Source organism: Mesorhizobium sp. M0998 (assembly GCF_040318885.1).
Lineage (GTDB): Bacteria > Pseudomonadota > Alphaproteobacteria > Rhizobiales > Rhizobiaceae > Mesorhizobium.
In genome coordinates, this window is the sequence record NZ_JAMYND010000018.1 from 94036 (window position 1) to 107323 (window position 13288).

The 13288-nt window shown below is 60.9% G+C and carries 11 protein-coding genes; 4 read left to right on the forward strand and 7 right to left on the reverse strand.

Translation table 11 applies throughout. The annotated features are described in order from the left end of the window. Positions 1 to 17: 17 nt before the first annotated feature. Both NKH59_RS18665 and NKH59_RS18670 read right to left on the reverse strand, forming a co-directional pair. Positions 18 to 1373 carry an ABC transporter substrate-binding protein gene (locus NKH59_RS18665; protein WP_352539309.1) on the reverse strand — a complete coding sequence of 452 codons (1356 nt, stop codon included), beginning with the start codon at positions 1371 to 1373 and terminating at the stop codon, positions 18 to 20. Positions 1374 to 1445: 72 nt separating this feature from the next. Further along, a complete protein-coding gene (locus NKH59_RS18670; protein WP_352469815.1) occupies positions 1446 to 2450 on the reverse strand; it encodes a LacI family DNA-binding transcriptional regulator in 1005 nt (334 codons plus the stop codon). Between the two features lie 809 nt (positions 2451 to 3259). On the opposite strand from NKH59_RS18670, the gene NKH59_RS18675 reads away from it, so the two are divergent. Further along, positions 3260 to 3811 carry a hypothetical protein gene (locus NKH59_RS18675; RefSeq protein WP_352539310.1) on the forward strand — a complete coding sequence of 184 codons (552 nt, stop codon included), beginning with the start codon at positions 3260 to 3262 and terminating at the stop codon, positions 3809 to 3811. Between the two features lie 39 nt (positions 3812 to 3850). Here NKH59_RS18675 and NKH59_RS18680 read toward each other — a convergent pair whose 3' ends face one another. From NKH59_RS18680 to NKH59_RS18690, 3 genes are all read right to left on the reverse strand, one after another. Continuing rightward, on the reverse strand, positions 3851 to 4525 hold the full coding sequence (locus NKH59_RS18680) for a LuxR C-terminal-related transcriptional regulator (RefSeq protein ID WP_352448141.1): 675 nt from the start codon (positions 4523 to 4525) through the stop codon (positions 3851 to 3853). Beyond that, entirely contained in the window at positions 4522 to 5751 is a 1230-nt protein-coding gene (locus tag NKH59_RS18685; RefSeq protein WP_352539311.1) for a sensor histidine kinase, read from the reverse strand. Before NKH59_RS18685 ends, NKH59_RS18680 begins: the two co-directional genes overlap by 4 nt. 361 nt (positions 5752 to 6112) lie before the next feature. Then, the gene (locus NKH59_RS18690) at positions 6113 to 7630 is read right to left on the reverse strand and encodes a S10 family peptidase (RefSeq protein ID WP_353022689.1); all 1518 of its coding nucleotides are present in this window, start codon (positions 7628 to 7630) and stop codon (positions 6113 to 6115) included. Positions 7631 to 7908: 278 nt separating this feature from the next. Between NKH59_RS18690 and NKH59_RS18695 the strand changes: the two genes are divergently transcribed. After that, positions 7909 to 8406: a hypothetical protein gene (locus tag NKH59_RS18695; protein ID WP_352469597.1), complete on the forward strand. Its 498-nt coding sequence runs from the start codon at positions 7909 to 7911 to the stop codon at positions 8404 to 8406. A 109-nt stretch (positions 8407 to 8515) separates the two neighbouring features. Here the strand turns inward: NKH59_RS18695 and NKH59_RS18700 are convergent, their stop codons facing one another. Together NKH59_RS18700 and oiaX are read right to left on the reverse strand one after the other, a co-directional pair. After that, positions 8516 to 9850: a four-carbon acid sugar kinase family protein gene (locus NKH59_RS18700; RefSeq protein ID WP_352539312.1), complete on the reverse strand. Its 1335-nt coding sequence runs from the start codon at positions 9848 to 9850 to the stop codon at positions 8516 to 8518. A 4-nt stretch (positions 9851 to 9854) separates the two neighbouring features. Further along, a complete protein-coding gene (oiaX, locus tag NKH59_RS18705) occupies positions 9855 to 11117 on the reverse strand; it encodes a 3-oxo-isoapionate-4-phosphate decarboxylase OiaX (RefSeq protein WP_352539313.1) in 1263 nt (420 codons plus the stop codon). Positions 11118 to 11298: 181 nt separating this feature from the next. Here oiaX and NKH59_RS18710 point away from each other — a divergent pair, with 181 nt between their 5' ends. Together NKH59_RS18710 and NKH59_RS18715 are read left to right on the forward strand one after the other, a co-directional pair. Next, positions 11299 to 12012, forward strand: a complete 714-nt coding sequence (locus NKH59_RS18710; RefSeq protein ID WP_292663135.1) for a transcriptional regulator NanR — start codon at positions 11299 to 11301, stop codon at positions 12010 to 12012. A 304-nt stretch (positions 12013 to 12316) separates the two neighbouring features. Further along, entirely contained in the window at positions 12317 to 13285 is a 969-nt protein-coding gene (locus NKH59_RS18715) for a GlxA family transcriptional regulator (protein ID WP_352539314.1), read from the forward strand. Positions 13286 to 13288: the final 3 nt, after the last annotated feature.

Genomic DNA, 13288 nt, shown 5'->3' on the forward strand with positions numbered 1-13288 from the left:
TCCATGCTGGAAAGGGCCTAAAGGATCGGCGCGCCGGAATAGGAAGCGAGGAACGCATCGAGTTGCTGACTGGCCGTCGTCGCCGCCTGCTGGGCATCAACCCCGCCAAGCTGTGCCGACTGGATGGCGTCGGAGATGATCTTGTAGGCCTCCGGCGGAACCCGCGGCTCGGCGCGCGTCCCCGGATGGATCTCCTTGGCGAAGGTGCCGAACTTGCCGGTGCTGAAGACATCGGCGCCGGCCTTCAGCGCGCTGTTGCGCGGCGGCATGTCGCTCTTGGCGACAGTGCACCAGTTGACGACCCGGTCGATCGATGCCGGATCCATTGAGGCCAGCGCCCAGGCGCAGAACTGGGCGGAAGCATCCGGGTTCTTGCCTCCGGCATTGGCGACAAAGGCCCAGCCACCGCCGACGGTGACGTATTTGCCATTGGCCGGTGTCGGCAATTTGAAGATGCCGTAGGGCACGTCCTTGGCGTTGTTGTCCATCGCCGAAATACCCCAGATGCCGCAGTTCTGCATGGCGCACAGCCCTGCCCCGAGATTGGCGACTATGTCGAAGCCGCCGCCGACCACCTGACGCGGCGCCACGCCGGTATTGATGGCATCCTGCCAGAGTTTCAGCGCCTGGACGGTGGCCGGCGAATCGAAGGCGCTCTTGCCGTCCTTGCCCTGGAATTCGCCGCCGCCCTGCCACAGGAACGGATACCAGGTGAAGTTCTGGTAATAGCCGGGAGTCGTTTCGAACAGCACGCCGTAGCGACTGGGCGTCGTCAGCTTTTTGGCGACCGCCAACAGCTCGTCCCAGGTCTTCGGCACGTCGTTCTCGTTGAGCTTTGCATCCTCGAACGCTTTGACCGAATAGTAGAAGGCCATCGGCTCGACTTCCATCGGCACACCGTAGATCTTGCCGTCCACCATGCGGTTGGCGATGACGCTTTCCGGGAAATCGGCCTTGGCGGCATCCTCGATATGCGGCGTCAGGTCGGCAAGTACGCCGCCATTGTAATAACGCAGGAAATCGCCGGGGCTGATGAGGAAGATGTCAGGGCCCTCGCCCGACGCGAAGGCCGTTGCCAGCTTGGAACCGGAGATGTATTCGCTGTTGACGACATATTCGAGCTCGACCTTCTGGTCGTGGCCGTCGTTCCAGTCGGCCACCAGCTTCTCGAACCACTGGACCTGCGGCTTCACGTCTCCCCCAGGCGCATAGAACTGCCAGAATTTCAGCGGCGCTTCCTGAGCGCGCACGGCCATCCTGTTGATGAACGGGAAGCCTGTGAGGCCGGCGGCAGCGAAAGTGGCGCCGCCCTGGATCAGCCGACGGCGGTTCAGGCTGGCCAATGGCCGGTCGCGGGTCGTTTTGTCAGTCATCAATTCCTCCCTTGGATGTTGTTCGGTCGAACGTTGGCGAAGGGACCTCCGTTCCCTTTGCCGGCATCTGCGTCACGCGCTGTCGAATGGGCTCAACGCGCATGGGATCACTTCGGTGCGCGGCGCGCCCTCGACTTTGCCACCCAGCCGTTCGAGCAGCATTTCCGTGGCGCGCTTGGCAAGCATTGTCGGACTGTTGCCGACACAGGTCAGCTTCGGCCTGACATATTCCAGTTGAGGCAGGTCATCGAAGACTGCGATGGCGATATCCTGAGGGATATTGATCCCATGGTCGTAGAATTCGGTCAGCGCACCGGAGGCCATCAGATAATTGGCGAAGAACATCGCCGACGGCAGGTGTCCGCCGTGCTTCTCCCTGAGCCAGGTGACCGCTTCCCGCCCTGACGGGGCAAGATAGCTTCCCTCGAACCGCAGATCGGCGGAGATTGGCACGCCATTGTCGGCGAGCCCTTTTTCGAAACCGGCGGCACGCGCCATCGCCTCCTTGAAAAAGGATGGCCCGGTGACATGGGCGATGCGGCGATGGCCCCTCTTCGCCAGATACTCGCCCATCAGATAGCCGCCGCCGAAATCGTCCAGCTGGACGCTGTCGACAGCATGGTTCGGCAGATGGCCGATGAAGACGGCGGGCAGATCGAGGCTGAGCAGTTCGCTGTGCATGCCGTGCAGCGCGAAGTCGGCAACGATGACGCCGTCGACCCGCTTGCGCCCGATCTGGCGCAAATACTCGCGGCCGTGATCCTGTGAATGTCCGCCCGGCACGTCGGTGTTGAAGATCAGCATGTCGAGGCCGACCACTTCGAGCGTCGACTGCGCCGTTTTCACCAGCTCCGGATAGAACGGGTTGCGGATGTCCGGGATCAGCATCGCGATAATGTTGGTACGGCCGGTGCGCAGGCTCTGCGCCTGCGGGTTCGGGGTGTAGCCGAGTTCGTCGATCGCCGCTTGTACGCGCTCACGCAGCGATTTCGATACCCGGTCCGCATGGTTGATGACATGCGACACGGTCGTGCGCGACACGCCCGCTCGCGTGGCAACTTTGGAAATCGTGCTCATGGTGACAGGTTATGAGCACATGAATGCATTTGCAAATCGATTTTACCGATGTCTCGCAAATTAGGGCCATCAGGCGGATTGCGCAAAATGCCAAAAGAAAAGGCCGGACTGTTAAGCCCGGCCAAGTGTGAAGGTCTATAACCTCCAGAGGGGAACGCGCCGGACGCAATGGGAGGAGACATCCGACGCAATTCGCATATGGGTCTGTATTGGTGGCGTTTCAACGATGCGGCAGTAGACCAACGGCGTTGCTGCCATAGAGCCAGAAACGCAAAGCATTCGAAGGGGGCGGTGGATCGCAGCTGCCAGTTGGACACAAAGGTCGCCGAATGCAGGGTGGCTCCTGGCATAGGGACTTCAGTCTGTAGGCCTATCGACCAAGGACCCGCACAGCCAAACTTTGGTCCGAGGCTGCTATCGCAAAAGCCCGAAATGCGAGAGTTTCAGGAACTGAGTTCCGAGGAGCCCCGTTGCGATGCCGACTGTTATAGGAGGCCGCCATGGACCCGAGCATTCACCAGGCACGTTGGCTGCTTTTTCCGTTATTTGGCCTGTGTTTCGGGGTCGCGGCCATTGGATTTATTGTTGGCTGACAGTGGGAACTCGGCGCTATCGCGGAGAGACGCAACCACGGGAAGGCAAAAGGCTTGCGCAGTAAATAGTCCCTTCCTGCGCTAGCGAGACCCACCAGTTACCATCGTGGGACTGGTGGGCCTTGACGTTCCGGACGCAAACCATTGTTTTAAGCATCACACGAATTCGAACAGGAGGCAGTACGACAGAGCCGTATGATTAAGGGGAGTTCCGACATGCGACTGGCAAGTTCATTGATGACGACCCGGAAACGAAGGACCGGATCTTCACGAGGACGTCGTGTCGGCATTTCTGTAGTCGTCTTGACCTTCATTCTCGTCGTAAGCCCCTATCGCGTCGTGTTCGATGGATCATCGCAGCCGCTCGGCCCGCAGGCTGCCTGGGCCAAAGATGGCGGGAACGGCAATGGCGGGAACGGGAACGGGAACGGGAATGGGAACGGCAATTCGGGCAATTCGGGTGGAAACTCCGGCAATTCGAACTCGAACGCTGGTGCCGGCAAGGGCAAAGCAAAGTCGCAGGACGACAATCTCCCTGATCCCGCCCCTGCGGTAAACCCCGATAGCAAGCCAAAACTCTTTGTCAACGCATCCACAGGAGACCGGGTCGAGGTGAGCGGCCCGAGCATTGGCGTGGTGCATTCGAACGGACTCAGCGAACGCATCGACAGCGACCAATATGAAATGCGGGATGCCGAGGGCCGCATCATCATTCGGCGCCTGGCGACGCGTTCCGATCGGGACAGGTTGCTTGGAATGATCAACTGAGGGCCAGTTCACATGGCAGCGCAGTGCGGCAATTTCGGCTCAAGCATGATCGCGAACAGGCGGATGGCGGCGCTCAGTCGCGTCGCGCAAGGTCATGGCAGCTTCGGTCCTGTTGCTGACGTTGAGCTTGGCCAGGATTCGCGTCATGTGGTGCTTTATCGTCTTTTCATGGAGGTTCAGCCGAAGCCCGATCCGCTTGTTGCTCAGTCCCGCGGCAACCAGCGTCAGGATCTCCCTTTCGCGGCTGGTGAGGTCGGCAAGTCCGTCAGCTTTCGCCGGCTCTTTTGATTGAGCCGAGAGATCGGCCAACAGGCGCGCCGACAATTGTGGACAGACATATCGTTCGCCCGACGCTACCGTGCGCAGGATCGCAGCCAACGTCCTCGACCCGACCCCCTTCAGAACATAGCCCCTTGCCCCGCTCTGCAACGCGGTCATCACGTGCTGGTTTTCTTCCGAAACGGTCAGCATCACAATTTTCAGTGCCGGATGCCGCTCAAGGGCCGGTCCGATCACGCCAAGGCCACCTCCAGGAACCGATATGTCCATCAGCAGAATGTCGGGCCGCTGGTCTTCGATTATCCGCAGGGCATCGTCTCTGCTGCTTCCTTCACCGACGATCTCGAACCCGCCGATCTGATCGAGCGTGCGCACAACGCCTTCCCTGAACAGCGGGTGGTCGTCGACGATGGCGAGCTTGATGGCTACTGTCATGTCTGCCCCATTTCAACGATGTTGAGGGCCATTCTTACGACTGTGCCACTCTGTGAGGAAGTCACGGTAAACTGGCCCCCGAGGCTTTCCACACGCTCGCGCAGCCCTACGAGTCCCAGCCTCTCGGGACGCACGATTTGCGGGTCAAAGCCGGCGCCGGCGTCGGCCACTTCGATACAAACGCGCTCGCCGTCGAAATGTTTCTCGACCGACTGACCTTCACCTCCGGCATGACGGAATCCATTGTTCAGCGCCTCCTGGACGAAGCGGAAGATGCAGATCTTGGCCGCCGGCGACAATGGCGCATGGCCGCCGGTCATCGATAGCATCACTTTGACGCCGGTTCGTTCTTCGTGCGCCCGTACGGCAAGCTGGAGAATTTCACCCAGTTCGGCATGCTCGATATGCGGCAGGACAAGGCCCTTGCTGATGCTCCTGATCTCGCGCATGGCATCGTCCAGATGTGCTTTGATGGCCAGCAATTCCTGTGCACGCTTCGATTGCGACGTAGCGGGATCGGCAATGACGGGGCTGTCGATCCCCAGCGCCGCGAGAGCAACCAATTGCGCCGGGCCATCGTGCAAGTCCGCACCGATGCGCCTGAGATAGCGTTCGTTAAGTGCGGTGGCACGCTGCGAGGCACGCTGCACCCGCAGCCTCAACAGTCTGTTTTGCGCAAGCAGATCGGAAAGCTCGGCAATGCGCTGCTTCAACGAGCGGCTCTGCGAACTGATCATGCGGCTGCCACGGAACACGATTGCCGACAGCCCGAGAAAGAAGGCCGCTGTGACGGCGGCAACGTCCAGCCAGGTTCGAATGAGTGCCTGATGCAGGTTTCTTTCAAAATCAGTGGCGACCTCGTAGAATTCTGAAACGGCCACCACTTCCCCCGACCATGGCTGCAGCACCGGATTGTAGATCTCGAGAAGATGCAAGCCGCTGGCCCTTTCGGCCTCGCTGTCCGAATCGTCCAGCTTGTCGAACTCCGAGACCATTTGGCCTGCGAATGCCGCCCGGAGATTGTCGCTGGGTTCAAAGCGCTTGCCGATCAATGTCTTGTCGGTCGAATACAGGATGGTTCCGTCGCGACGCCAGAGCTTGAAGGATTCGAGCCTTGTGCCGAGTGCCCCTTGTCCCAGCGTTTCATCGAGCGCGTGGGCGACGCTCTCGTCGAGCACTTCGCTCTTGCGCATATCCGGAAGCAGCGGCGCGATGACGCTGTCCACGTAAAGAGCCGTTGCGGAAGCCGAATTCTGCGTGACCACGGTTTCTATATGATTCGTGACGGAAATCCCGACCACCACCATGGCTGACAGGGAAAATAGACCGCCCGCGAGCAGGAACTGCGTTGCCAGCGACAGCGCATTCCAACGGTCAACAAGGCTTGTCAGCCTGTGTGGCTTGGTGTTCCGAATGGCCCGCTCGGCAGCACGCCGCACCAGTGGCGCGATTCTGGAGAGCCGGCTAATCCGTTGTCGAACGTCGCTGAAAGACGCCATCCTAGGTGTGTAACCGATCAATCGCGATGGAACTAGGGCCTGATGAGAGGGCGAACAGCGTATCCGGCGCTTTTTTGGGCAAACCGTCTCATTGCGTCGTTCGGTAAAGCTCGGACGCGGCCTGCTTCAGTGCCGCCCGTCCATCCGGCCTCAGATACATCATGTGCCCGCCCTCCAGCACCTCGGTGCGAATGGGCTTTGCGCCGGCAAGCGAAGGAATTTGACCAAGCAGGTAGCGCGAGCCCATGTACGGCGTCACCAGGTCGCTGTAGCCGTTGACGATCAGCACGCCGAGGCTGGGGTTTAGCACGCGCGCCTGTTGAAGGTCGTCCATGACACCCGCATAGCCCTGACGCGTCGCGCTCGTCCCATAGTCCCAATTGCCGCTGACTTCACGGTTGAGAAGCCGATAGCTGATATCCGTGCGGAAGTTCAATTCATCACGCACATAGCCGACGAAAGCGGAGGTGAGCGCCGGCACGCTTCGGTCGAGCACCGGATCGGGACCCTCGACTCCCAGGCTCTCTGGCGCCACGTCCGCTGTCGCGATGTTGCCGTCATAGGCGCTGAGAACATTGCCCTTTGCCCGTGCAAACTCCTTGGCGAACAGCCCTATGGGAATGCGTGCAAAGTGCCGCTGGACGAGATCGAGCGGCAGACCGGTGATTGCGGCGACACGCTGGCTCGCCAGGCGTCCACCCTGCTCCAGCCCACCGGCCAGCGCGGCCAGATAATCGCCGAGCGCATAGCGTTCGACTTCCGCCAGCCGCTCCTGCAGGGCCGGGCCGGAAACGCCTTCGCTGTGTAGGCGCACTGCCGCCAGCGACGGCAGTTCCAGCGCCCAGTGGAGCGGCTGGAACTCGTCCGGGCGCACCAGCGTGAATTCGAGCGCCGGCGAAATCAGCACGACACCACTCGGGCTGATGCCGATGTCTTCCTGAAGCTTCCTGGCGAGCAATGCTGCTCGAAAGCCGCCATAGCTTTCGCCAGCCAGGAAGACAGGCGATGCCGTACGGTTCGTCTGCGCCAGATAGAGTCGGATAAACGCGCCTATCGACGCGGCGTCCTGGCTGACGCCCCAGAAGCTGTGTGCTTCCGTGCCGGGCGCTTCACGGCTGTAACCGGTTCCGACAGGGTCCACAAAGACCAGGTCGGTCATGTCGAGCCAGGTGTCGGGGTTATCGAACAGCCTCTGCGGCGACGGCAGGAAACTTCCATCGGCCGCTGTCGCCAGAACCCGCGGACCGAGCGCGCCGAGATGGAGATTGGCGGAAGCTGCTCCCGGACCGCCATTGAACACGAAGGTGATCGGGCGACGCGGATCCGGTCCCGTTTCTTTCCCTGCGTGCAGAGCATAGGCGACATAGAAAATCTCGGCGGTGATATCGCCTTTGCCGGACGGCAATGACAGCGTGCCGGCCTTGGCCTCGTAATCGAGCGTGCGTCCGGCAATGACGATCGAATGATCGGAAGTCTGCGGCGGTGGCAGGAGCGAGAGAACCCCGCCTGTGGGCGGCGGCCGCTGGGCCGTCTCCGCATGACCGAACCCAGTTCCGGCAACCAACAGCAGAAGAGCGAGGGCGATTTCTTGCAGCTTGATAGGCATGACGTCTCCGGAGCAATTGGCTGGAAACTAGCACACCGTCGGCCGAACCAAAGTCACAGCACCGTGCGCCAGTACATCTGACAAGAAGGGGTCGGATTTGGAAATCCGATGCCCAGGCGGAAGATAGGGCGCGAGGGTCACGGCGGCAGCCTAACCTCTTCCAGCAGATGCGTGCGGCGGAATGGCGGACCAACGACTTCGTGAATTTTCTGCCGGTTGACTCGATTGGCCCACTTCCTAGGTTTGCATTCGGGCCTCCCGTGCAATCCGAAGTTGGTATGACATCTTTCCACACCCGAAAGCTTGCCCTTCTCCTTCTATCGGCAAGCGCCGCCATCCTGTCTTCCTGCGTCATGCCCGACGACACGTCGAGCACTGCGAAGGAAGACGCCACGGCGGCGGCAGCCCGCAGGGAGATGGTCGGCCTTAGCGAGGCGGACGTTCGAATGTGCGCCGGCTTTCCTACCGCCACTGCCGATGTCGGCAAATCCGGCCAGATCTGGACCTATCAGCGCGTCGTTCAACGCGGCAATCTCAACATTGTCGTTCCGACCGTCGCCATTGGCCCCGTCCCGGCGCTGGGGGGTTCCGTCAACGTCGCCCCCGGCGGCTATTGCAACACGCAAATTCGAATGGTTGACGGTCATGTTGCCGAGGTTGCCTACGCCGGCGACAACAACCTGCCGAACAACCGCGATGCGCTCTGTGTCAGCACGGTAGACGCCTGTGTCGCCTACGCCCGTCAGTATCATCCAGGCAGGACAATGGGCAGATAGCGTGATGAGTGGCATTGCCGCTGATCTGAACGCCTGAGATTTCTGGTTTGCCGGCTAGTATCCTCGATCCCGATCGAGCATCACCGATTTGACCTGACATTCCCCGCTCTCAACCGCCGACCCCATCGCGAATAGCGGAGAAATAGCGGTCGGTTCCGACCTGCCCACCCTTGAGGGCAATTTCCAGCCCATCGATCGCCTTAATGCTTGAATGCGCCACACAAAGTGGCGAGCCCGGCGATGCCGGCAGCGGCATTCGCACAGTCAGCGCGTCTACGCCCATCTGGCCAAGTGCATGGCTCGACGTGTCGCCGCCGGCGATGACCACGCGCAGTAGCTTCTCTTGAAGCGTCAGTTCGCGGAGAACCTCGCCAAGGCCGTAGCCGAGCTTATGGCGGGCGCCTTCCCGGAGATCGATTTCTGCACCGCGGTCGGCCGCAGGCCCGAGCGCGGTGTAGAGGACGACGCTGCGCCCGGCCCGTAGGCTGGAGCGGCCGGTTGCCACCGCGCGCGCAATCGCGTCGTTCGAAGCCTCAGAAACCAGTTGGACTGGGTCGAGCTCGATCCCGTCGAAGCCGTCGGCCAGAGCATGACGGATCTGTCGTTCCGTCGTCGGCGAGCAGCTCCCCGAGACCACGGCGATCCTGTCGGCAGCGCCCGGCGGCGAAAAGGCGGATTTGGTATCCACGATCCGGTTCGATGCCCATTCGACCAGCAAGGCATATTCGATGCCTGAAGAGCCGACGACGAAATAACCGCCCGGCTTGCGAGCGCGCCAAATCTCCTTGCCGGCAAGTGCCTGGGTTTCCAGGCTATCGACATCGACAAGCACGATACCTGAGCCATTCTCCACAAGCCGGTCGAATGCTTTCGACCGCGACGCGGACTGCAGCGTCGCCAGGTCGACCAGGCCCGAGGCGAGGCTGGTCTGGCGCGACAGATGGATCAGCAGGTCGGATTCGTCCATCGGCGTGGTCGGATGGCGGCTCATCACGGGATGGCGGTCGATGCGGAAATATTTTTCGCGATAGGCCGCGAACAGATGACCGAAGGCGGTGTAGCGCTTCAGCTGCGGCGCGCCGACCACCAGCGGCACGCCGTCTTGCCGGAAAACCGAGCGGCCGATTTCGATCGCCCGGCCGATGCTGCCGATTGCCGGGCTGGAATCGAAGGTCGAGCAGACCTTGTAGTGGCAGATCTCGGCGTTGACGGTCTTCAGCCAGGCGAAGGCATCTCGCAGATGCGTGTCCATCCACTGCGGCGTCTCGCTGCGGCTGGTGCCGGCCAGCCCAAGGGCGCGGCAATGCGCAAATTGCGAAAGCAGCGCTTCGTCCGGCTGGCGCATGAACAGGACGGTCGGCACGCCGCCGAGCTCGAGCGCCTCCATAACGTCGGTCGAGCCGGTCAGGTCGTCGCCATAGTAACTCAGAAGCAGGTTTTGCATGGCGTCAGGCCGCCTCGCCGCCGCCGAACTTCTCGATCGACCGCGCCAGCTCGACATGGCTCAAGGCATAATCCGCCAACGAAATGTCCTGGACCGCCGCCTGCCAGGCCTGCTGCACGGCGCGCACGCCGGCGCCCGGCCCGTCCGGGTGGCTGACGATGCCACCGCCGCAGAGATAGAGAAGATCGACCGTCCGGCCGGTTCGCTGGAAGGTTTCAGGCGCCTGCCCGCCCCACTGGCCGGAGCCGGCGACCGGCAATGCGCAATCGGCCGGCGAAAAGATCGGCGTGGTCACCGCCTTGAAGGATTCGACGAAGGACCAGTCGGGTTCCCAGTATTTTGAGGCGATGCCGTTGATCTGGAACTGGTCGACGCCGAGCAGACGCCAGAACTGCTGCCAGACCTTGAAATCCATGCCAAGGCCGGGATGACGGGTGAGAATGTCCCAGCCATTGCGGTGGGCATGGAGCACAAGGCTGGAGCGTTTTCGAAGGTAAGCCATGCCGCCGAAACCGATCGAATTGATATTGACCACCGCGCAATTGCCGCCGGCCTTTGCCACCAGATCGTGGTTTCGCATCATCTCGTCGGGATCGGCATGTGAAATGCCGAAGGCATACATGACCTTCTTACCGGTCTTCTGCTCGTGATCGAGGATCAGCGGCATGATTGCCCTCACCCGCTCCGACAGCGGCGAATAGGCCGGGCTCATCAGCTTCTCGTCGTCCTTGATGAAGTCGACGCCGGCCGCAATCAGCTCTTGCACCATTGCGGCCGTCTCGGGCGGGCGGAGCCCCAGCGCCGGCTTGACGATGGTCCCGATGATCGGACGATCCGCGACACCGGTCAGCCTGCGGCTGCCCGTGACGCCGAATTGCGGGCCCGGATGCGCGCGCCGGTACTCCTCTGGTAGCCTCATGTCGACGACCCGGATACCGGACAGGCCCTTGATCGAAAAGGTGCCGCCGATGGTGATGGTCATCAACGCCGACAGGTCGGTACCGATGGCGTCCAGCGGAAACGCGATGTCGACGTCGGCGCGCTTGACCGGGCCGTTGCGCGCTTCGGGACCGGTTTCGGGAAGAGACGGCCGATCCGCATCCGGCAGATGCCGTATCGCCAGGACTCGCGCTGCGACCCTGGCCTTGAGCTCTTCGGTCTCGCCGGCCAGCGCGACGAAGGTTCCGGTCGACTGGTCGCTTGCGATCTTGGCCGCCAGCGCCTCGATATTGCCCGGCGTTTCGATGCGATAGGTGAGAACAATCATATTCGCGCGGCCTGCCGGGTGGTTCGAAAAAGGTTCCTTGGCCCTTGAAATCTGGTATAATGAGTACATAAGCTTTGCAAGCCCTATCCGGCTTGGCGGTAAGGGCGAGCCGGCAGCAGGCGTTCCGGAATTCACGGCGGAAATGCTAGATAGGGGCCGGTCAAAGGAGTGATTCGCGACGATGAACCGTTCGGAGCCGATCGTCCGGCGCAAGCTTTCCGACGAAGTATTCTTGAGACTGAAGCGCCTGATCACCAGCGGCGAATTGCTGCCGGGTGACGACATGCCGTCGGAGCGCGAATTGATGGAGCGCTTCGAGGTCGGCAGGCCGGCGATCCGCGAGGCAATGCAGGCGTTGAGCAATATGGGCCTCGTCGCGATCTCGCATGGCGAGCGGGCGAAAGTGCTGCAGCTGACCGCCAAGTCGATCATCAAACAGGTCGACGGCGCCGCCAAGATCATCCTGTCGTCGTCGAAGGACACGCTGGAGCACCTCAAGAACGCGCGTATCTTCTTCGAGCGCGGCATGGTCAGGGAAGCCGCAGAGAAGGCAACCGCCGAGGACGTGCAGCGGTTGCGCGCAACGGTTGCCGAGCAGCGCAGCCATCGTGGCGACTCGGAAGCCTTTATATCCGCCGACATGAAATTCCACACCCAGATCGCGGCAATATCCGGCAACCCGATCTATGTCGCCGTCAGCGAGGCAATGCTTGGCTGGCTAAAGGAATACCACACCGAAATGCTGATCTGGACCGGCAAGGAAAAGTTCACGCTGACCGAGCACGAAGAGATCATCGGACGCATCGAGGCCAAGGATGCGGATGGCGCCGAGAAGGCGATGATCAAGCACCTCGAACGCTCGCGTGCGCTTTACGTGATGAACTCCGGCAGCTGAAAATCAAGAGCAAGGTCCCGACCGCAGCGGCCGGCACCTTGCTCTCGGCCTACTGACTGACCACAGATCAGCCTGAGCCCGGACCGACGCAGTTTTCTATTGCGTCTGAATCCGATGTATGTGCCGCGTGTTTTCATTCAACGATTTCAGCATTTGCATCTTCCCAGCCATGGATTTCCGCGGCCCGCTTTCGTCAGCAAGCCCGCATAGGCCCTCCTGGAGGCGCCGCGCTTGTTCTGGGATTGGCAATTCTTGCAAAGACTATGCTAGGCTTGCCATCCGAGAACGATACTGGAGTACCGCAATGGCTGACAGGGGCCTCCACGTTGTGATCTGGCTGCCGTCGAATTTCTATTCGGCCGTCGTCTCGACGCTCGTGGAAATGTTTCAGCTTGTGAATGACGTCTGCCGTTCGCAGGTTCTCTCCTGTGAGTTCGTTTCAAGGAGCGCGCCGTCGGCATCGAGCACCGGAATTTCCTTCCCGACAAAGGCTCAACCATCCCGGAAAATGGATGTCCTGATTCTCATTGCCATGCCGGGTGTCGAGATTCCGGAGCTTCTGCGCTCGCTCGACGAGGAGAGTGAGCATTCAAAACCGCTGATCGCGCTCGCGCAGCAGCAGGACGCAATCATCGCAGCACATTGCGGCGCGTGTTATCTGCTCGCCACTTCGGGATTGTTGGACGGCAAGCGCGCAACGATATCCTGGTGGCTGAAGAACGAGGCAAGCCGCCGGTTTCCGCAAGTGCGATGGGACGCTTCCCGCCTGCTCATTCGCCAGGACCGCCTTTACACATGTGGAGGCGGGTTTTCCGGACTCGAACTCGCCAGGGCTTTGCTGATCGATCTGGGCTTCGAGAAGGAAGAGCGGATCATTCGAAAACTTCTGGTTCTTCCTCCGCCGCGCAAATTCCAGAGTCCCTACGAATTTCTTCTCGACAAAATTTCGAACGACGCCAGCCCATTCGAGAACAAGCTGCGCGAGCTCTCGAACGACAAGATGTCAGAAATCGATTTGAAATTTCTTGCAACCGAATTGGCAATGTCTTCGCGAACCCTGTCTCGCAGGTTTTTCGACGAGCTCCAGACAACGCCGGGAAAATGGATCCAGGAAAGGCGGCTGGAGTTGGCAAGGTCCATGCTTGAGGAAACGAAACTGAGCGTCTCAGAAATCTGCTATCGGGTGGGATATCAGGACGTCGCTTCGTTCAGCCGTCTTTTTTCCAAGACAACTGGAATGGCACCAGGCGAGTTTCGAAAGCAAGTCCGGTGACAA